The following is a 20323-nucleotide window of genomic DNA, read 5'->3' as shown; positions in this document are numbered from 1 at the left end:
TCAGCGGAGAAAGAGGGATTCGAACCCCCGGACCTGTTACAGTCAACAGTTTTCAAGACTGCCGCATTCGACCGCTCTGCCATTTCTCCAGTATGTTGCTCTCATTGTCTGATTGCGGGTGCAAATATAAGACGGTTTTTCGGTTATCAAAACTTTTTTTGGAATTATTTTTCAAGTTTTTTTAAATAATTCTCAAGTGTCTAATTATCAATATTTCCGAAAATGAGATTTTTCAAAAAATTATTCTAAATGATCTAAAATAGGCACCGATTTCTTGTTTTCATCAACTGCAACAAATGAAAAAGTTCCTGAAACTACAGTTTCGCGAAGTTCAGAGTACATTTGTTCCATAAAAATATCGACGTGAATTTTGCAACTTGTATTTCCAACACTAACAACTTTTGCTACTAATTCGATTAAAGTTCCAGCCGGAATTGCTTTTTTAAAGTCGATTTGACCAGTTGAAATCGTTACTACTTTTTTACGACTGAAACGCGTTGCGCAAATAAAAGCAACTTCATCCATTAGATGAAGCGCAGTTCCTCCAAATAAAGTATCATAATGATTCGTTGTACTTGGAAAAACGGCTTTAAAAATTCGTGTTTCAGACTTTATAATTCTTTCTTCAATTGTTCCCATAAATTAGTAGTTTACGTACTCTGTAATTTCAAGGCCGTAACCAATCATTCCAACACGTTTTGTTTGTTGTGTATTTGAAACTAATCTAATTTTTGAAATATCAATATCATGCAGAATTTGAGCTCCAATTCCGTAATCTTTGCTGTCAATAATCACTTTTGGAGCTTTTAATGTTCCCTGTGATTGTAAGGCTTTCAACTCAGAAATTCTATTTAAAAGATTAACAGCAGTCATATCTTGATTAATGAAAATTATAGCGCCTTTGCCATTTTCATTAATAACTTTAAACATATCATCTAATTGCTGTTCAGCATTATTTGTTAAAGTACCAAGTAAATCATTATTAACCTGCGAAGAGTGGATTCTAGTTAAGATTGGTTCTCCTAAATTCCATGTTCCTTTTGTTAGCGCAATATGAATTTGCTTGTTTGTAGTCTGCTCGTAAGCTCTCAATCTGAATGTTCCAAAGCGAGTTTCAATATCAAAATCTTCTTTTTTAACAATCAAGCTGTCGTGTTGCATTCTGTAGGCAACTAAATCTTCAATCGAAACTAATTTTAAATCGAATTTTTTCGCTACTTCGATAAGTTGAGGCAAACGAGACATTGTTCCGTCTTCATTTAAAATTTCGCAGATAACTCCAGCAGGCTTAAATCCGGCTAATCGTGCAAAATCAATTGCGGCTTCGGTATGCCCAGTTCTTCTTAAAACACCACCTTGTTTTGCAATTAAAGGGAAAATATGTCCAGGACGTGCTAAGTCGTGTGGTTTTGTATTTGGATCAACTAATGATTGAACTGTTTTTGATCGGTCGGCTGCAGAAATACCTGTTGTAACTCCATTTCCTTTCAAATCCACAGAAACTGTAAAGGCAGTTTCCATATGATCTGTATTGTTGGTTACCATGGCACGCAAATCAAGTTCTTTGCAACGGCTTTCTGTAAGTGGTGTACAAATTAATCCGCGTCCGTGTGTAGCCATAAAGTTGATCATTTCTGGCGTCACTTTTTCAGCAGCTGCCAAAAAATCACCTTCATTTTCACGATCTTCATCATCGACTACAATGATTACTTTACCTTGACGAATATCTTCTATAGCTTCTTCAATGGTATTTAGTTGTATTTTTGCTGACATAATTATTGTTTGTTTTGAGCGGGAAAAAATCGCTCAGAAATTTTCTGAAATGCTTGAGAAATCGGTGTCGTAATCGCATCAAAATTTATTAGACCATTGTCGTTTGTTGCACGATAAGTCAATAAAATTGCTAATGGCGATAATATAAAAGATGACATCCATGATCCTAAAAAAGGAGTCATACCGCCTTCTTGCGAAAGTCTTTTTCCAAAGGTATTTATAAAGTGGAAAGTAATAAAAATCAAAACTGCGAATACAATAGGCAATCCCAATCCGCCTTTGCGGATGATCGCGCCCAAAGGAGCTCCAATGAAAAACATTAAAAAGCAAGCGAAAGCAATTACGAACTTCTCGTACAATGCACTAAGGTGTTTGTTGATTTCGCGTTGTTTATCTTTTAAATCTTTTTGAGTTGCTTCGATTGAGTAGACATTGCTGGATACATTGCTGTTAGCCATTTTTAGAATGTCTAGCTTTTGTTTTGTTGTATATAAAGACAAAAGATCATTAGGCATTGGTTTTTTCTTTATGTCAGTTTTAATCGGGATCGGAATTTTTTTGATTCCCACACGCTGATTGATATTTTCTGAAAACGAAATTATCTCATTGTCTAGATTTTTGTTTAAAGAATCTAAAGTATAGCGCAATTCGCTGACATTCAGCATACCGTTTGTGCTGTTTACACTTTCTTTATCTTCATCAACTTTATTTAGTTCAGACAAGTCGATATTGATGATTTGCTTTTTAAAAGCAGCTTTTACAAAAGGGACTTTTGCACGATCTTCGTATTTTTTTGGTGTAACATCTTGGTAATAATAGCCGTCATTTAAAACCAATTTTAAAATACTGGATTTTTCATTACTAATTAATCTGCCGTGTTTGGCTTTGATAACAGTTTTGTTTTCACCAATAGTATTGCTTTTTTCATGAATTGTAACCCCTGTTAAGATGTTTCCGTTTTCTCCTGATTTTTTATTTACCTTGATATTGTAAAATCCAACATCGTTAAATTGTCCTTCGGCAATTGCCATTGCAGGTTTAGCTTGAGCAATGTTTTTACGGAAATTAATAAACTTGTATTCTGCATAAGGAATTACATTGTTTGCAAACCAAAAAGCAACTATACTTAAAACAAAGATGAATACGATTAGGATACGCATTGCTCTTTGCAGTGAGATTCCGGAAGATTTCATAGCGGCAAACTCATAGTTCTCCGCTAAATTCCCAAAAGACATAATCGAAGCCAACAATACCGATAGTGGCAAAACTAACGGAATAATCCTTGGCATTGAGAATAATAGGAATTTTATAACCAATATCAAATCCAAATCTTTACCTGCAAGTTCTGCAATAAAAAGCCAGACTGTTTGAAGTATGAATATAAAAAAAAGGATTACAAATACCGTAGCAAATGTAATCAGAAATGTTTTTAGTAAGTATTTGTCTAAAATTTTCAACCTTGTAATTAATCTAATTTGTTGATGTAGTATTTTGGATATTTGCTCGCTACAAAGGTAAATTGATTTTTTGATAATGGTTGATTGGTTTTAAAAGAATTAACGGTTAAAGTTGTTTTTGTTCCGTTTTTTCCAGTTTCAATCAAATTATAGATGTGTTTTGTTTGAACGTCAATACCTAAAAGAATTTCTTTTCTTTGGTCTTTTCCTGTTGTCGGAACTAATTTGATATACTGGATTTTTCTTCCTTTTACATTTTGAACAATATCCATGTTGTATTTGTATCCAGAATTAAAGAAAGTAAGCATTTTTGAAGGCGTAATGGCGTTATCGTCCTTTTCATTTACTTTGGAAACAGTAACTTCTTCGTCTTCAGGAACAATAGTGTATGTTTTTTGGCCGTCGAAAATTTTAGTGACACCCATGAAATTCAATACGTATTGATTCCCTTTCATGGTTACATTTCCTTTGCTATCTTGATTGATATTTTCTTTAGCATTATTCAAAGAATATTTAAAGTCAATAACAATGTTGTCGTAGCTTTTTATTTTAGCTGTCACTTCGTTCAATAAATCTTTGGCTTTTTTATCCTGAGCCTGAATAGAAGTGAAGCTCAAAAGCAAAATTGTTGCAAATTGAAGACACTTTTTAGTCATGTTAGTGATAGAATTGTTTCTGATTTCCTGAATTTTCGTTTTCATGATGGGGTTAATTTTGTTCATTATTAAAAAATTGATCAAGAGCACTTAAATCTAGAATGTTCACACTTCGAGCTTTACTGCCTTCAAAAGGACCAACAATTCCGGCAGCTTCCAATTGATCGATCAATCGTCCGGCTCTGTTGTAACCCAATTTTAATTTTCTTTGCAGTAATGAAGCAGAACCTTGCTGTGCGTTGACAATAATCTCCGCAGCTTCTCTAAACAAGGAATCTCTTTCGGAAATATCTATATCAAGATTGATGCCAGTTTCTTCTCCAATAAATTCTGGAAGCAGATATGCCGTGGCATAAGCTTTTTGTCCGCCAATAAAATCCGTAATTTTTTCGACCTCTGGCGTATCAATAAATGCACATTGAACACGCACTACGTCGTTTCCATTAGTATATAATAAATCTCCTCGTCCAATTAATTGATCGGCACCCTGAGTATCCAAAATCGTTCTTGAGTCAATTTTAGATGTTACTCTAAAGGCAATTCTGGCAGGGAAATTGGCTTTGATCAAACCTGTAATGACGTTTACAGAAGGTCTTTGCGTAGCGATAATTAAGTGAATACCAATAGCACGAGCAAGTTGGGCCAAACGTGCAATCGGGATTTCGACTTCTTTTCCAGCCGTCATAATTAAATCGGCGAACTCATCGACAACCAAAACGATATAAGGTAAAAATCGATGACCGGCCTCTGGATTTAATTTTCTTGATCTGAATTTTTCGTTGTATTCTTTAATATTACGAACCATCGCGTCTTTTAATAAAGAATAACGATTGTCCATTTCAGTACAAAGCGAATTTAAAGTGTTGACAACTTTGGCGTTATCGGTTATAATAGCATCTTCTGTATCTGGAAGTTTGGCTAAATAATGTCTTTCAATTTTGTTGAAAAGCGTAAGCTCTACTTTTTTCGGATCAACCAAAACAAATTTTACTTCGGCTGGATGCTTTTTATACAAAAGTGATGTCAAAACCGCATTCAATCCAACCGATTTTCCTTGTCCTGTGGCACCCGCCATCAATAAGTGAGGCATTTTGGCTAAATCGACAACAAAAGTTTCGTTAGAAATTGTTTTTCCTAAAGCAATTGGCAATTCCATTTCAGCTTCTTGGAACTTCGCAGCTCCAATAACGCTCTTCATGGAAACCATAGTTGGGTTTTTGTTCGGAACCTCGATACCGATAGTTCCTTTTCCTGGAATTGGCGCAATAATACGAATTCCTAATGCTGATAATGACAAGGCTATATCATCTTCTAAACTCTTAATTTTTGAAATTCTGATTCCAGCTTCTGGAACAATTTCATATAAAGTTACCGATGGACCAACAGTTGCTTTGATTTGAGCAATTTCAATTTTGTAGTTGCGAAGTGTATCTACAATTTTGTTTTTATTTTCTTCTAATTCTTCCTGATTGATGGTAATACCGCCAGTCGAATATTCTTTTAATAAATCGATGGTTGGGAATTTGTAATTGGATAAATCCAAAGTAGGGTCAAATAATCCGAAATCGGCAACTAGGCGAGAAGCCAGATTTTCTTCGATAATATCTTCTTCTTCTGATTTTTCAATCACAAAAGCTTCGTCAGGAGAAACTAATGGTAGTTCTTGTTTTGGAGTAATTGGCTTTAAAACGGGATTTAACTCAATTTCAGAAGCGTGAGAAATCGTTGGTTTTAAAGCTTCTTTGTTGATTTCGAATTGAGAATCAACCGTTTTTAGATGAATATTGTCTAATTCAGGATCTTCTTCTTCAATTGCAAATTCTTCTAAATTATAAGCGCTTTCGGGCTGTTGTGGCTGTTGCGGTTGAATTGGTTTTATTGATTCTAATTCAGAATTGAACTCCTTTTTTGTTGAATCAAAATACGATTGAATTTTTTCAGGTGATACTTTTATTTTGAAAATCAAATAAACGATCAGTCCGAAAAGCAAGGTTAATAAAGTTCCTGTTTTTCCGATATAATCCTGAAGGAAAAGATTTAATTCATAGCCAATTGTTCCACCCAATTCTGGTGCTGATGTGGCGAAAAATCCAAAAAGGATAGAAACGACAATCAAGGCAAATAAGTCCCAAAACCAAGTATTTTTCAGCTTTTTGGTCGAAAGTTCCAATGCTAAAAATAATCCGGTTAAGAAAAATAGACGGACAAAAATGAAAGATGCGATTCCGAAACCTCGATAAACGATAAGATCAGCAAGATAAGCTCCGAATTTTCCGAGCCAATTTTGAACCACTTCATCGCGATTTCCTAGACTATCAACAGCACTTTGGTCTGCCTGCCATTGTCCGTTAACGTAAAACGAAATAAACGCAACCAGTAATGCGATTGAAAAGAGTATCAAAAGACATCCCAGAACAAACTTTTGTTGTTTGGTTAATTTTCGGGACCTAATACCTTCGACTTTTGATTCGGTTTTTTTGTCTGCAGTTTCTTTTTTTGTTTTTGCCATTCTTGCGTTCCTTGCCTATATAAATTTTGGGAGATAAATAATTAAGCCAATCGCTATTGCAGTCATTGCAGCAAAAAATACCGCTCCGGCAGCAATATCTTTAATAAATCCGATTCGTCTGCTGTAATCCGGATGAATAAAATCAGCAATTTTTTCAACTGCCGTGTTTAATCCTTCAATAGCTAAAACTAAACCGATGGCTAAGGTTTGACATAGCCATTCGGTTTGTGAAATGTGAAAATAGAATCCAGCAATAGTCATGATAATTCCCAATGAGAATTGAACCATAATGCTGTGTTCTGTTTTTATTAATTTTACAGCTCCTTTAAAAGCATATGTAACACTTTTTAAACGACCTGAAACAAAAGTATTGTCTTTTTGAAACTCCATTTTAGAGGAAAATATTATAGTGCTGCTAAAGCTGCTTCGTAATTTGGTTCGTTTGCAATTTCTGCAACTTGTTCTGTGTGAAGAACTTTTCCGCTAGCATCAACAACAATGATTGCTCTTGAGTGTAAACCTGCTAAAGGTCCGTCAACAATTTCTAATCCGTTTGCTTTTCCGAAAGCACCAGTTTGAAAGTCTGATAAGTTTACTACATTTTCTAAACCTTCAGCACCACAAAAACGTTTTTGAGCGAATGGTAAATCTCTAGAAATACATAAAACAGTTGTGTTATCTAATCCGCTTGCACTTGCATTGAATTTTCTAACAGATGTTGCACAAGTTCCTGTATCAACACTTGGGAAGATGTTTAAAACTAATTTTTTACCAGCGAAAGTGCTCAATGAAGCAACTGATAAGTCGTTTTGAACTAATTTAAAGTCAGCTAATTGTGACCCAACAGCTGGCAATTCGCCTGATGTATGAACTGGATTTCCTCCTAATGTGATAGATGCCATGATTTTTGATTAAAATTAATGAGGTTCAAAAGTAAGGATTAATATTTGAATCTAAAAGTATTTGTTAAGGGTTTAAGGAGAGATTAATTGTGGTTTTGGAGTGGTCGCGTATTCACGAATTTGTGATTTATTTTGGTAGATTATTTTTAATGATAACTAAAATTTTGAGAGTATATTGTTCTTTTGATTTTACACTTTAGATTCAACTTTGACAAAGTTCAGCTTTCAATTGCCTCCAGCTTTAGCTGGAGGTTTTGTAGATGAAAGAAAGGGCTTTAGCCAAAACCTGTGCATTTGGCTAAAGCCCTTTTCGGGACTTATTTGTACACCCCCAGCTAAAGCTAGAGGCAATTGATTTTTTTCTTTTTTAGGTAGCGCTGAACCAGCGAAGTCTATTGGAAACGTTTACTCGCGAGAGGGATAGGAGCAAGCTACCGAAGTAGCGCGGATAGCCCGACAGCATTAGGGAAAGGGGCTGATGTAGACAAAGTAGATTTAGCCCCTTTTTCTAATGGTGGCTCGCCCTTATTATTTTAGAATTCATTAAAACAAAAAAAAGCGTCTCCAATTAGAAACGCTTTCTCAGTCATGTTTTTTTGTTTTTTCTTTGAAAAAGAGGCTCGATTATTTATCGATAGAGCCTAAAACACGTTTCATGAACGTATTTAGAGCTTCTTTTTTGTCTGTTCCTTGAGCAACCAATTTTTGAACTTCAAGGGCGCCGTACATATTTGAAATCAATTCGCCGATTACGTCTAATTCTTCATCCTTAAGAGAAGGAATTTCGGTCATCGCTTCAAGAACTTCGATCGTTTCGATGATATAATCCTGATCGTTTTCTTCGATGAATTGCGTTAAATGCTTAATTACTGGTAATTTCATGTTGTGGAGTTTATGAATTAAGCAATTGCGTTTACTAAATCAATTAGAACTTCTTGTTTGTTAGTTTGAGTTTCGCCAACTAATTGTCCGTTTACGAAAGTAGCGAAAGTAGGCAAGTTGCTTACGTTTGCTAATTTTCTTGATTCAGGAGAATTTTCTGCATCAACCAAAACAAAAGTGATAGCTTCATTTTCTGTTGCTAATTTTTTGAATTTTGGTTTCATAATACGGCAATTTCCACACCATGAAGCTGAATATTGTACTACTACTTTTTCGTTTTTAGCAACTAAATCTGCTAACGTATCTTCGTTTAAGTCGATTAACATAATTTTTATTTTTTAAGGTGCTAAGTCGCTGAGGTGCTAAGGTTCTAAGTTTTTTAGCCCTTAGTCCATAAAATGACTTAACGTTAAAATTATTTTTTGAGATTTAAAGTTATCAAGGTTCTAAGATTCTAAGTGTTAATCTGAGAACCTGATAACTATATTGTAGAATTGTATTTTAAGTTTCAAAAGTTAAGTAAAAAGCTTAGCACCTTAGTATCTTAGAACCTCAGAACCTTAAAAAGAATTAGTTTGCGCTTAAGTATTCAGCAGTACTGATTCTGTCAGCAGACATTGCTTCTTTACCAGCTTCCCAGTTTGCAGGACAAACTTCACCTTTAGTTTGGATGTGCGTGTAAGCGTCAACCATTCTTAAGTATTCGTTTACGTTACGTCCTAATGGCATATCGTTTACGCTTTCGTGGAAAATTTTTCCAGTTTCGTCGATTAGGTAAGTAGCTCTGTAAGTTACGTTTGAACCTTCGATAATAACTGAATCTGTATCTTCGCTATAGCTTGTAGATTCGATATCAAGAATACCTAAAATGTTAGCTAAGTTACGGTTTGTATCTGCTAAGATTGGGTAAGTAACACCTTCGATTCCACCATTGTTTTTTGGAGTATTTAACCAAGCAAAGTGAACTTCGTTTGTGTCGCAAGAAGCACCAATTACGATAGTATTTCTTTTTTCGAATTCTGGTAATGCAGCTTGAAAGGCGTGTAATTCAGTTGGACATACAAAAGTAAAATCTTTTGGATACCAGAATAAAAGTACTTTTTTATTGTTGTTTACTGCTTCTTCAAAAATGTTGATTTTTAAATTGTCACCCATTTCTGAGATAGCATCTACTGCAATACTTGGGAATTTTTTTCCTACTAAAGACATAATTTTCGTTTTACGTTAAATATTTATTTGCTGCAAAAGTAGGGCATAAGTACAGGTAGTTACAATAAGATGTGATTATAAAAATTTATAAGTTGATAAATTTTGACTATTTTGAACTGTAATTTACTGAATGTCAATGTTTACGGGTAAAACGCCTGAGAAATTATTTTTTTCTAAAAATGAATTCCTGCTGTTTTTTGAAATTCTTCAAAATCTTGATACGCCTGAATTAATCCTGAAGCCTTTTTTAGATTCGGAATTAATGGCAAAACGTACGGATTTCCGAAAATGTAAACAATGCATTTTTTGGTTTGCAATAAATCAGAAAGCAGTTTGAAAACTTCATCGTTTACTTCAAAATTATTCAGCGGTTTTGCTTTCGGAACAAATAATGAAATGATGATTGTTTCGAAATTTTCTAATTCATTTTTAATAGTTGAAATGTCGGAAGTTTCTAAACTTTCAAAAGCAAATTCAGGTGAAGGGAATTTTGAGTTTAAAGTTTTGAAAAATGTATTTTCGGTATTTTTATATAAGCTCAGTTTGGCTAATTTGTTGTTTTTCTGCGCTTCAAGAGCTAAATCTGAAATTCTGTTATCAATGATTTTTGTGATTGCATTTTGAGCAATTTCAAGATTTAATTCTGATGTTTTTTCAAAGTTTAATTCGCCTGAAATAGCAGTGTTTCCAGAAAGAATTCCTGCTTTTTCTTTGGCTTTCATGATTCGGTTATAACTTTCAAAAATGCGATCTGGCGAGGCATTTTTATAGATCGCTTCAATTCCTTCCGGAACATTTTCAGCGAAACATAAAACGTCATTTCCAGCGTTGAAAGCTTCCCATTCTAATTGTCCTTTTGTTTCGTACAATTTAGAAACGCTGTGCATGTTTAAAGCATCAGAAATTACTAAACCATCGTAACCTAATTTATCACGCAAAAGATCTTGAATAACTGCTTTCGATAAAGTTGCAGAAGTATCTTTTCCGTCATTTAAACTCGGAACAGCCAAATGCCCAATCATAATCGAATCGACATTGTTTTCGATTCCTTTAATGAATGGATATAATTCGTTTTCTAATAATTCTTCTAAAGTTTCTTTTAAAACAGGCAAACCTAAATGCGAATCAACATTCGTATTTCCGTGTCCTGGAAAATGTTTCAGACAACCTAAAACACCAACTTCTGACATTCCTTTTAAATATTCAACAGCAAAATCGGCCACTTTTTCTTTGTTTTCACCAAAAGAACGATAGCCAATAACAGGATTGTTTGGATTGTTGTTGATGTCTGCCAAAGGGGATAAATTATACTGAATTCCAGTGGCTTTTAAATCTAAACCAATTTGTTTTCCAACTTCGTAAATCAAACTTGATTTGTTTTCCGGCAAAGCGCCAAGTGTAATCGCATACGGATATTGCGGTGTTTTTTCAATTCGCATTGCCAAGCCCCATTCGGCATCAATGCTGATTAAAAGTGGAGTAGAAGCGACTTTTTGATAACGAACAATCAACGCTTTGATTTTTTCGTAGCTGTCGTCGTTGAAGACTACTTTTTTCTTGCTTTCGTAATTCGTTGCAGCACTCGCACGACTATGGAAAAACGTCAATCCTCCAATATTATGTTCTCTAATAAGTTTTTCCGTTTCTTGAATATTTTCTTCGGTATCGTTGATGAATACTGCTGGAAAGAAAAATTGTCCTATTTTTTGTCGTAATGCTTCGGCTGTGATTTTCATTATTATAAAGTCTTTTTCATGCAAACACTATTATCCATTTCCTCGTAAGGTGGATAATTTGGAATTATAGTATATTGTAATTTTTGATATAAGTTGATCGCTTCTGGCTGGTTTTTTCCAGTTTCAAGAATGGTATAAGTATAACCAACTTCTTTCGCCCAGATTTCCAATTCGTTTAAAACCGCCGATGCAATTCCTTTTTTTCGGTGATCAGGATGAACATACATTCGTTTGATTTCTGTTGTTCCTGGTTCTTTTTCGCGAAAAGCGCCACAGCCAACGGGAATGTCATTTTCGTAATAAACGATAGTGTGTTTTATTTTATCGGTTTTATTAAACTGATTGTAAAATGCATGATCTTCACCATCTCTAATCGCTAAATCCTGATCTAATAAAACAACCAGATTTTTAAAATCGATATCGTCTGAATTAGTGCGTTTTATTGTATTCATGATTTATTGCTTTTGTTTCTTTGACATCTTTGCGCAAAGCTTTGTCAAAGTTTAAAACTATGACAAAGCTGCCAAACGTTTACTAGGTGTTGAGAAACGAGTTTCTCTTTTATTCTTTTCAAACAAAAAATCTATGTTTCTAGTGTTTAAAAAGATATTTTATTTCAGTTTTGCTTTCTTCTGTTTCGCTAATTGTTTTTTAGTCTCAATTGCTTTTTCCAATCGGTTTTTGAAACGGAAAAGTTTTGGTAATCCTTCTAAACGATCTTCAATCGTGATTATTTCGTAAACCACAATTGCTTTTTCCAAAACTCGGATTTCATTTTCGAGATCGTTTTGGTTTTTGTAGATCGTTGCTAATCGATCATAAGGATGATTTCCTTTAAAGCCTTCCGCGACATTTTCCTCATACAATTCAATAGCTTTTTCAAGATTTCCGTTTTTTTCGAACTCAGCTCCTTTTAGGTTGCGTTCGGCCTGCAAATTTTCATTGATTTCCATAGGTAAAGTTTGATTTGGGGGTTAAACTTCTTCTGATTTTTTCCCAAAATCTTTCGGGAAAATTAAAAAACGTGATAAAATAAGACCTGGAATTGTGGCTATGAAAACCCAGATAAAGAAGTTTCCATATCCTAAATATTTTTGTATATAACCGCTTAACATTCCCGGAAGCATCATTCCTAATGCCATAAAACCGGTTGCCAGTGCATAATGTGCTGTTTTTGATTCTCCTTCTGCAACATGAATTAAATACATCATAAATCCTGTAAATCCAAAACCGTATCCGAATTGTTCTAAAATTACAACGGCATAAATGTAATAAATTGATGAAGGATGAAAGAAAGCCAATAAAATAAATCCTAAAATTGGAAGGTGCATGGCAAGAAACATTGGAAACATCCATTTTGTAAGCCCTTGTTTTGATATTGCGATTCCGCCTAAAATTCCTCCAATAGTTAAAGCAATTAATCCGAAAGTCCCATATATTAAACCAACATCTTCAGTGTCAAGTCCCATACCGCCTACTTGAATTGTTTTTTGATTTCCATTTTTTGAAATCAATCCATCAATAAAAGTAATTCTTGCTTCATTTACTTTTTTGTATTCTTCATTTTTTTTAGGCAACGTTTCTGCTAAAGCTTTTTTGCCCTTTCTGTTTTCAACTACAACGGGTAATTTTGAATATAATAACTCTAATTCTGATTTTTCAAGCTTTATGCCAGCTTTTACTTTTGTATTAAATATTTCTAAAGCTTTGTTTTCATTTAGATCAGAACTTGTTTCTACTAATTCATATTTAATAGGGTCAATTAAGAACGGAGTCAGCATTTTTAATAGCTGTGATTCTCCTAATCTAAATATAAGAATGAAGATTAAAACGACGGCAATTTGTTTTTTCTTGAAAAAACTGATGAATATAGTTGCGAAGTTCTGATGATGAGCTTCTTTGTTTTCAGCAGGATTGATTTCATTTTTTGGTGTAAAAATAAAATTGTAAAGCGTAATAAAAGTCATTAATAACCCAACACAAATCATCGTGTACGACCATGCTTTTGTGTTGTCGCCATATTTATGTTCTAAATATCCTGCAAAAAGTACTATTAATCCGTTTCCGGCCAGCATTGATAATCTGTAAAAAGTACTTCTGATTCCGAGGAAAAAAGATTGCTGTTCTTTTGGTAAAACCAATAAATAAAAGCCGTCGCTCGCAATATCATTAGAAGCTGAAGCAAAAGCAGCAACCCAAAAAATGGCAAGCGTCATCATAAAAAATCCGTTCGTTGGAATTGTGAATCCAACTAACAGAAAAGCAATCGAAATAAGCAATTGCATCGATAAAAACCATTTTCTTTTGGTTCCTGTCAATTCAATAAACGGACTCCAAAGTGGTTTTACAACCCAAGGAAGATATAATAAACTGGTATAAAGACCAATGTCTTCATTGCTGATTCCGAGATTTTTGTACATTAAAACCGAAACGGAAATAATTACAGCATACGGCAATCCCGAAGCAAAATTAAGAAGCGGAATCCAGAACCAAGGTTTATTATCTATTTTCATTTGGTTGATTTGGTGTATAGTTTTTAAATGGCTTTTTTAAGTCGATTGCACTTGGCGTGCTTTCGTTGGCAAAATAGTCAATAAAAGTGAAAGCACAAGCTTTGTAAAGATTCAGTTTTCCACCCGCGATCGAAAAAGTAATTTTTCCGTCAACTTCTTTTACGGTAACCTTTTCAACGATTTTTGTAGCATCGTCAATGTCGATTTTTGAAGGATTTTCGCCTCCGTAAACCACCATGTAACGCACTTTTGTATTCAGCGGACTTTTGATTGTAAACGTATATTTTATGCTGTCTTTGTTGTATTCCAGAACTTGTGGCGTATCAATAATAACGCGTTTTAAATTTGGAACTGCCGCCGGAAGCGCAGGATATTTATATTGATTTTCTTCAAGATGGCGAACCACATCCAAGTTTTTGTCCATGAACCATTTTGAACTGAAATAAGCACTTCCTGATACATTTTTGAAAGTTCGTAAATAATCAATTTGGGTTGGTATTTCAGTCATGAAATTCCAGCTTTTATCGCCATCTCCTCTAATTTTATAAGTAGCATGACCAATGTAAATTGCAGTATTATTAGAGTTTTCAGACCACCATTTTACTAATTTAGAGTAAGAAGCTCTAGGATTGTTCATGCTCCAATACAATTGAGGCAAGATGTAATCAATCCATTTTTGGTCCATCCATAAAACAGGATCAGCGTATAAATCGTCGTAATTTGAAGTAGATTGTGTTTCAGAACCTCTTGGATCCTGAGATTTATTTCGCCAAACCCCAAACGGACTGATTCCGAATTGAACCCAAGGTTTGCTTGCTTTAATTGTTGTAGAAATCGTGTGCACAAAGTTGCTCACATTCGCCCGACGCCAGTCTGAAAGGCTTAAACCTGCTCCATATTTTTTGTATGAAGCCGAATCGTTAAATACTTTTCCAGGAACGGCATACGGATAAAAATAATCATCAAAATGAATCGCATCGATATCGTATTTATCAACGACTTCTTTCACGACTTTTGTCAAATGTTCCTGAACTTCTGGCAAAGCTGGATTGTAATAGTATTTTCCGCCATATTCGATCATCCATTCCGGATGTTTGAAAAGATCATGTCCAGGACTTAGCAAGTTTTTGTTCAAATCAAAAGTCGCACGATACGGATTCAGCCAAGCGTGAAATTCAAAACCTCTGTTGTGTGCCTGTTCGATCATCCAAGCCAATGCATCGTAATATGGATTTGGTGCCAAACCTTCTTTTCCAGTTAAAAATCGAGACCAAGGCGCCAGATCAGAAGGATAAATTGCATCGCCTACACTTCTAACCTGGACGATTACGGCATTGTAATTCAGTTTTTTATACGTTTCTAAAATTTCAAGATAATCGGCTTTTTCTTTTTCAACATTATCAGTTGCCGTTTTTGGCCAGTCAATATTCACAACGGTTGCAATCCATACTCCTCTGAATTCGTTTTTTGGGTGCATTGTTTTTTCCTGCGCATTAGAAACCGAAGAGAAAAGAAATAGATAGATAAAAGTGAATACTAAGAGCTGATTTTTATGCATTTCAAATGTTTATTTTAACAAGAGCCAAAAATAGTTTGTTTTTGCCACGAATTACACGAATTTTCACGAATTATTTTTTAAAAGAATAATTAAGAACAAAAATTAGTGCAATTAGTGTAATTCGTGGCAACTTTTTCTTAATCAGGAAAAGAAATCTTTCCCATTGTTACAGATGGAATTCCTTTGCTGTTCCCGAAATTATAATTTCCTCCAGAAACGGTTTCATTCGCCAAAAGCGCAAATAAAACCGCTTCTTTTGCATCGCTTAAAATGCCTAAATCGTCGCTGGTATGAAACTGGCAAGGCAATAATTCCTTTAGCCACTTTACCAACAACGGATTATTTGTTCCGCCTCCAGACATATAAATATGAAAATCTTCAGCCGGAATTTGGGTGTTTTTTATGCTGAAATAAATCGCTTCGGCAATTGTTTCAGCACTTAAGCAAGTTAAAGTTGCCAGCAAATCTGATGCCGAAATATTCTCTAAATTCAATTTCACTAAAGCCGATTGTACAAAATCGAAATTAAAAAGCTCTTGACCAATTGATTTTGGGAAGCTTTTTTGGAAGAAATCATCTTTTTTAAGTTCGTTTAAAAGTTCTTGATTTGCAGTTCCTTTTCGCGCTATTTCAGCATTTTTATCGTAACTTTTTTCTGGAAAATAATGTTTGGTGAAAATATCGATTAAGGTATTTGCAGTTCCGGTATCGGTTACAAAAACTTCCTCAGTGTTTAGCGAGGCTGGGAGGTAGGTATAATTCCCGATGCCGCCCATGTTGAGCATAATTCGGTTTTCGCCTTTTTTTCCGAATAATAAATAATCGCCGTAAACTGCTAAAGGCGCGCCTTCACCGCCCGCCGCAACGTGTTTTTGTCTGAAATCTGAAAGTGTGATAATTCCGGTTTTTACCGCAATATGATCACCGTCGCCAATTTGCAAAGTCGCATTCGGAAATTTTTCCTGCTGATGCAAAAACTTTGGAGCGTGTAAAACCGTTTGCCCGTGAGAAGCAATTAAATCCACTTCGTTTGACGAAATATTCCATTTTTTCAAACAATCGTTAATCATGCCACTGTGCAATATTCCGATCCATTCATTTAATAAAGCCAAATGCTGAAAATCGATTGTTCTTTGAGCAAATACTTTTCTGATTTCGTTTTTAATGTCTTCAGAATAAGAAATCGTTTCAAATTCTAGAATTTTTACCTCTGTATTTTCACCAGAACCAGAAATCGCACACAAAGCAATATCAAGTCCGTCGAGCGAAGTTCCAGACATTAAGCCAAGTATTTTTCGGGTTTCTTTTTGGGCTATATTGTAGAGGTTGGATATGTTTTTATTCATTTTTTTTTTTGATGTTTTTTCTAATGTAGAAAAACAATAATTATTATTCCTAATATTATATTACTTTCTTTTATGATTAACTCTATAATGAGAGTCAAGAATTGAAACAGATGAAATATATCCTTTATTTTTAAGTATACTTAAAAGCTCTTGGTTTTCTTGATTTTTTGGAACTTTTGCTTTCAATTTTGTATCAGTAATATCCGAGTAGTCACCTCCTAAATTCTTTAAAAAATTTTCGATAAATTCAATATTGTATTTCGACGAGTTTTTAATAAATAATTTTATTCGTTCTAAGACAAGTACTTTGTTATTTGTTATAATAGACTTTAATATGTTGTCACTTACTACAAATGAATTTTCCTCTATTAAGATTGAACTTAATAATTTTAAATTGTTATTTGTAATGATAATATCTTCGGGACAATTTTTCAAAACCTGATATTTTTCTGAATTGTTTAAAATTGTTGATTCAAGTACGAGTTCTAAATCATCACTATCAAAAGTTAATTCATTAAGAATTTTGAAATATTCTATTTTTCGTTTTTCAAATAAATAAATATTTAAACCATTATGAGCTTCTTTCACATTATTAAAACTCTCAACGACTGGTTGAATGCACGTATTGTTTATTAGTGATTTTATTTTCTCTTCTGACAAGATATTTAAGTTTAAATCCTTGTACCACCAAGGACTAGATTTAGAAATTAAGGCATAGGGCCTATTTTCTATTTTGTCCATTTGAATTAACTTTTTCCAAAAAACTTTATATATAGATTCATTGTTTTCATTTTTAGGTATTTTAGTTTTCGATAATTCTTCTGCATTCTCAATTATGTTGAGATAAGATATAATTGAGTCAGGAATTTCTTTGGCAAGATCTTCTTTGTCAGTATCTTGAGTGTTGTATGTGTGTAATAAATTTTCCCATTTTGGAATTACTTTGTTTTTTGTGAGAAGCAAAGTTTTTAAATTATAATCGCTGATTTTTGAGATCAGAGAAATTTTTGTTTTTACTTGTTCAATAATAAACTCTTTATTTTTGTGACTAATGTTTTTATGATTGATTAACTCTATAAAAGATTCTTCGTCTTCATTCACATTTGTTGAAATATTAAAAAATATTTTTTCTAAGTATTCGTTTGGATTTTTCTCTATATAGCCGATCAATTTATCTGCTTTAGAATTTCTGATAGCAAAAAAATTTGCATTATCAAATTCAATTTGATTAAATTCTCCAAATTTTTTGATTATTGAAATTATATTTTCAGTATTTATCTTGTAAAAACTATTTTCATAAATGAAACTAAGCATTTCATCTGGGGAATTATCAAAATCAATTTTGTCAAAAGATATTTGAAGTGTTTCAATTATCTTTTTTAATTGTTTACAGTTATCACTAATATTTAAAAATAAGGGATTAGATATAATATTTTGTTTAAAAGAAGATTGTTTAGAAATTTCTTGAATATCTTTTATGTCTGAATATTCAATTATATTTTTAAAAAATGCTTTCTTTAACTCATTAGAGAAATCAGGATTTGATTCTATGAAGTTCCATATATTTGGCCATTTATTCGAAAGTAGATTTGTGAAAACCTTTATTTGTTCTGAAAATTCGCAATACCCCTTAATAAATTCAATTGAAACTTTAGATTCATCCTTCAATTTGTTTATTATGTTTTCTGTTTCTTGTGTATAATTACTAACATTTGCTAATAAGAAATCCATTAAGTTATAATTTAGAATATACTCTGTTTGAAAATCATTTATATTGATTTTTGTAATTAACTTTTCAATCTTATATAATTTGTAATCGAATGATTGGTTTGTTTCATTCTTGATATTAATATGAAATTGATAATCTGAACGGCTAATACTTTCTTCATGGAATAAAGAAATATAATCAATGTAATCTTCTCCTATATACCCATTTCTAAGTAAAGTGAGAATAAAATTCTTATTAAGATTTTCATTTATAGGTATTTCAGAATTTGCATTTGATCTTAATAATTCTCCAATTTTAGAACTTCTTGTTTTTTGTTTTTGTTTTTCTAATTCTTGATTTCTTGATTTTAAAGCGTTTATTTTTCCATTTTGGATATCACTGATCTCAGTTTCTTGTTCTAAAAATAATTTTGATGGATTTATTTCTTTTTCAATTGAACGAAAATGAAATTCAAGACTTTTTACTCTTGTATTATCTCTACCATAAGCATCTATTACCATTTGATGATATTTATAGTTATCATTTTTTAAATATTCAAAGTTTTCGTCCTTAATTACATCTTCAATTGACATAGTTTCATCATTTATCACGAAAGATTTGTAGCCTGATAATTTCTCAACAATTCTTGAAACATACAGTCTTCTTAAATCTTTGACATTGTTTATATATATACTTTCATAGTATTTAATATCTTCATTGTTTTTAGTAATTTCAATATCTTTTTCGTTTACAACTCTTTTTAAATAAATATTTTTAGAGTTGAATACATCATATAGATATCCTTCATTATAACTTAATTTCATAAAATCAGTTGGATAGATATTTTTATAGGTAATAATTGCAAATAACTTATCTTGATTTAGATTTTCATTTAATTTTTCTTTATACAAATAGAATTCATTCGATATGTTATTTAGTAACCGCATATCATCTATGAAAAAAGACATGTCCTCAATTAAACTATCGCTTAGATTAAAATTAGCAGATTTTCTTTTTTTAAATAAAAGTTCATTAGAATTTGATGAATTAATTACAGGAATTACAGGGATTATGAAATCAAAAAATTTTGTTCTTTCTTTATCTGTAAACATGTTATCTCTTATAGCATAAATAAAAACTATTTCTTTCTTCTTGGTTTTTTTAGAATTGTTTAAAAGTAAATTAAGTTCACGTAGTTTTGTAAAAATTTCAGTTTCTTCGAATCTATCTAAATCTTCTATTATTACAACATTATAAGGCCTTGCAGAAAAAAAATACAATAACTCATCAATATGATGATTTAATATAGATTTGTTTAAATTTTCACCGATTCCAATTTCTGCATTCTGAATCTGAAGTTTGTTGATAGTGATAGAACTAATTAATCTTGAGGATTTTAATATGATAATAAATAATCCAAATGCAATAATTCCTCTTTCGATATAATATATAAAATCGCAAAGAGTGTTATTTATAGCAACATCCTTAATAATACTTTGTATGAAATATGGATTGAAGTAATCGAAGAGTGAGATGAGCAAGATAAGATAGCCTAAGGAATAAAAAAATAATTGCCAAAAGCTATAGCTTTTTATTTTTTTAAATCGTGAGTCTGGAATTTTGTTATCATTTTCATGATAAAATATTTGTTCTAAAATGCTTATTTCTATAAGTTTAAGTAATTCGTTTTTATCTGTTTTTATTTTATTACCTTTTTTGTCACATTTGGGTTTTTCTTCTGCAAATGTTGCTAGAGATATATTTAAAAATTTTAAATCTCTCCCTTTATAATTTTTTTGAAAAGTTTTTAATATGCTGCTTTTTCCTGATCCATATGGTCCAGTTAATGCAATATTTTTGATATCCTCTTTTTTTCTGTTTTTTAATGCCCATAAAAGAGCTTTTGAATAATGCCCATTTTCGTCACCGTTATCAATGGGAGAAAGTGAAGAATAAAGTGCATTTGCATTATCATTTAGAGAAATTTTATTATGTAATCTTTCTAACCAATTAATTATTTGTTCTAATTTATTAAGTATTTTTTTTCTCATAATAATTTGCTTTATTGTTGTAA

17 protein-coding genes and 1 tRNA gene are annotated in these 20323 nt (G+C 32.6%); all 18 read right to left on the bottom strand.

What is annotated here, in order from left to right:
• Positions 1 to 4 precede the first annotated feature (4 nt).
• Positions 5 to 89: transfer RNA gene (locus AAYQ19_RS21840), tRNA-Ser, on the bottom strand.
• 151 nt (positions 90 to 240) lie between these two features.
• Positions 241 to 639 carry an acyl-CoA thioesterase gene (locus AAYQ19_RS21835; protein ID WP_343539356.1) on the bottom strand — a complete coding sequence of 133 codons (399 nt, stop codon included), beginning with the start codon at positions 637 to 639 and terminating at the stop codon, positions 241 to 243.
• A 3-nt stretch (positions 640 to 642) separates the two neighbouring features.
• Positions 643 to 1773 carry a 3,4-dihydroxy-2-butanone-4-phosphate synthase gene (gene ribB, locus AAYQ19_RS21830; protein WP_445709706.1) on the bottom strand — a complete coding sequence of 377 codons (1131 nt, stop codon included), beginning with the start codon at positions 1771 to 1773 and terminating at the stop codon, positions 643 to 645.
• 2 nt (positions 1774 to 1775) lie between these two features.
• Positions 1776 to 3230, bottom strand: coding sequence for an LptF/LptG family permease (locus AAYQ19_RS21825; RefSeq protein ID WP_343539355.1), 1455 nt, complete (start codon positions 3228 to 3230; stop codon positions 1776 to 1778).
• Between the two features lie 8 nt (positions 3231 to 3238).
• On the bottom strand, positions 3239 to 3886 hold the full coding sequence (gene lolA1 / locus AAYQ19_RS21820; protein WP_510727478.1) for an outer membrane lipoprotein periplasmic chaperone LolA1: 648 nt from the start codon (positions 3884 to 3886) through the stop codon (positions 3239 to 3241).
• Positions 3887 to 3938: 52 nt separating this feature from the next.
• Positions 3939 to 6395 carry a DNA translocase FtsK gene (locus AAYQ19_RS21815; RefSeq protein WP_343539351.1) on the bottom strand — a complete coding sequence of 819 codons (2457 nt, stop codon included), beginning with the start codon at positions 6393 to 6395 and terminating at the stop codon, positions 3939 to 3941.
• Between the two features lie 15 nt (positions 6396 to 6410).
• Entirely contained in the window at positions 6411 to 6785 is a 375-nt protein-coding gene (locus AAYQ19_RS21810; RefSeq protein ID WP_343539350.1) for a diacylglycerol kinase, read from the bottom strand.
• A gap of 14 nt (positions 6786 to 6799) precedes the next feature.
• Positions 6800 to 7297, bottom strand: a complete 498-nt coding sequence (tpx, locus tag AAYQ19_RS21805; protein WP_343539348.1) for a thiol peroxidase — start codon at positions 7295 to 7297, stop codon at positions 6800 to 6802.
• A gap of 624 nt (positions 7298 to 7921) precedes the next feature.
• Complete coding sequence (locus AAYQ19_RS21800; protein ID WP_008462029.1) at positions 7922 to 8179, bottom strand: DUF6952 family protein; 258 nt, start codon at positions 8177 to 8179, stop codon at positions 7922 to 7924.
• A 17-nt stretch (positions 8180 to 8196) separates the two neighbouring features.
• On the bottom strand, positions 8197 to 8505 hold the full coding sequence (locus tag AAYQ19_RS21795; protein WP_007805605.1) for a thioredoxin family protein: 309 nt from the start codon (positions 8503 to 8505) through the stop codon (positions 8197 to 8199).
• A gap of 244 nt (positions 8506 to 8749) precedes the next feature.
• Positions 8750 to 9388: a peroxiredoxin gene (locus AAYQ19_RS21790; RefSeq protein ID WP_012024184.1), complete on the bottom strand. Its 639-nt coding sequence runs from the start codon at positions 9386 to 9388 to the stop codon at positions 8750 to 8752.
• Positions 9389 to 9561: 173 nt separating this feature from the next.
• Complete coding sequence (locus AAYQ19_RS21785) at positions 9562 to 11124, bottom strand: glycoside hydrolase family 3 protein (RefSeq protein WP_343539330.1); 1563 nt, start codon at positions 11122 to 11124, stop codon at positions 9562 to 9564.
• A 2-nt stretch (positions 11125 to 11126) separates the two neighbouring features.
• The gene (locus AAYQ19_RS21780; RefSeq protein WP_343539328.1) at positions 11127 to 11576 is read right to left on the bottom strand and encodes a GNAT family N-acetyltransferase; all 450 of its coding nucleotides are present in this window, start codon (positions 11574 to 11576) and stop codon (positions 11127 to 11129) included.
• A 159-nt stretch (positions 11577 to 11735) separates the two neighbouring features.
• Positions 11736 to 12077: a hypothetical protein gene (locus tag AAYQ19_RS21775; protein ID WP_343539326.1), complete on the bottom strand. Its 342-nt coding sequence runs from the start codon at positions 12075 to 12077 to the stop codon at positions 11736 to 11738.
• A gap of 21 nt (positions 12078 to 12098) precedes the next feature.
• Positions 12099 to 13637, bottom strand: a complete 1539-nt coding sequence (locus AAYQ19_RS21770; protein WP_343539324.1) for an MFS transporter — start codon at positions 13635 to 13637, stop codon at positions 12099 to 12101.
• Entirely contained in the window at positions 13624 to 15195 is a 1572-nt protein-coding gene (locus AAYQ19_RS21765) for a glycoside hydrolase family 10-like protein (RefSeq protein ID WP_343539322.1), read from the bottom strand. Before AAYQ19_RS21765 ends, AAYQ19_RS21770 begins: the two co-directional genes overlap by 14 nt.
• Positions 15196 to 15332: 137 nt before the next feature.
• Positions 15333 to 16541: an anhydro-N-acetylmuramic acid kinase gene (locus tag AAYQ19_RS21760; protein WP_343539320.1), complete on the bottom strand. Its 1209-nt coding sequence runs from the start codon at positions 16539 to 16541 to the stop codon at positions 15333 to 15335.
• A gap of 60 nt (positions 16542 to 16601) precedes the next feature.
• The gene (locus AAYQ19_RS21755; RefSeq protein ID WP_343539318.1) at positions 16602 to 20300 is read right to left on the bottom strand and encodes a YobI family P-loop NTPase; all 3699 of its coding nucleotides are present in this window, start codon (positions 20298 to 20300) and stop codon (positions 16602 to 16604) included.
• Positions 20301 to 20323 lie beyond the last annotated feature (23 nt).

The sequence above is a fragment of the Flavobacterium mesophilum genome (assembly GCF_039581405.1).
Lineage (GTDB): Bacteria > Bacteroidota > Bacteroidia > Flavobacteriales > Flavobacteriaceae > Flavobacterium.
The sequence above is the reverse complement of the archived record's forward strand: the minus strand, read 5'-3'. Positions and strand labels throughout refer to the sequence as shown.

Bases quoted from the DNA above. Each gene is read 5' to 3' on its own strand.
- ribB (WP_445709706.1), bottom strand. From the start codon at position 1,773: ATGTCAGCAAAAATACAACTAAATACCATTGAAGAAGCTATAGAAGAT.
- AAYQ19_RS21770 (WP_343539324.1), bottom strand. From the start codon at position 13,637: ATGAAAATAGATAATAAACCTTGGTTCTGGATTCCGCTTCTTAATTTT.
- AAYQ19_RS21785 (WP_343539330.1), bottom strand. From the start codon at position 11,124: ATGAAAATCACAGCCGAAGCATTACGACAAAAAATAGGACAATTTTTC.
- tpx (WP_343539348.1), bottom strand. From the start codon at position 7,297: ATGGCATCTATCACATTAGGAGGAAATCCAGTTCATACATCAGGCGAA.
- AAYQ19_RS21800 (WP_008462029.1), bottom strand. From the start codon at position 8,179: ATGAAATTACCAGTAATTAAGCATTTAACGCAATTCATCGAAGAAAAC.
- AAYQ19_RS21815 (WP_343539351.1), bottom strand. From the start codon at position 6,395: ATGGCAAAAACAAAAAAAGAAACTGCAGACAAAAAAACCGAATCAAAA.
- AAYQ19_RS21780 (WP_343539328.1), bottom strand. From the start codon at position 11,576: ATGAATACAATAAAACGCACTAATTCAGACGATATCGATTTTAAAAAT.
- AAYQ19_RS21775 (WP_343539326.1), bottom strand. From the start codon at position 12,077: ATGGAAATCAATGAAAATTTGCAGGCCGAACGCAACCTAAAAGGAGCT.
- AAYQ19_RS21755 (WP_343539318.1), bottom strand. From the start codon at position 20,300: ATGAGAAAAAAAATACTTAATAAATTAGAACAAATAATTAATTGGTTA.
- AAYQ19_RS21810 (WP_343539350.1), bottom strand. From the start codon at position 6,785: ATGGAGTTTCAAAAAGACAATACTTTTGTTTCAGGTCGTTTAAAAAGT.
- AAYQ19_RS21760 (WP_343539320.1), bottom strand. From the start codon at position 16,541: ATGAATAAAAACATATCCAACCTCTACAATATAGCCCAAAAAGAAACC.
- lolA1 (WP_510727478.1), bottom strand. From the start codon at position 3,886: ATGACTAAAAAGTGTCTTCAATTTGCAACAATTTTGCTTTTGAGCTTC.
- AAYQ19_RS21795 (WP_007805605.1), bottom strand. From the start codon at position 8,505: ATGTTAATCGACTTAAACGAAGATACGTTAGCAGATTTAGTTGCTAAA.
- AAYQ19_RS21790 (WP_012024184.1), bottom strand. From the start codon at position 9,388: ATGTCTTTAGTAGGAAAAAAATTCCCAAGTATTGCAGTAGATGCTATC.
- AAYQ19_RS21765 (WP_343539322.1), bottom strand. From the start codon at position 15,195: ATGCATAAAAATCAGCTCTTAGTATTCACTTTTATCTATCTATTTCTT.
- AAYQ19_RS21835 (WP_343539356.1), bottom strand. From the start codon at position 639: ATGGGAACAATTGAAGAAAGAATTATAAAGTCTGAAACACGAATTTTT.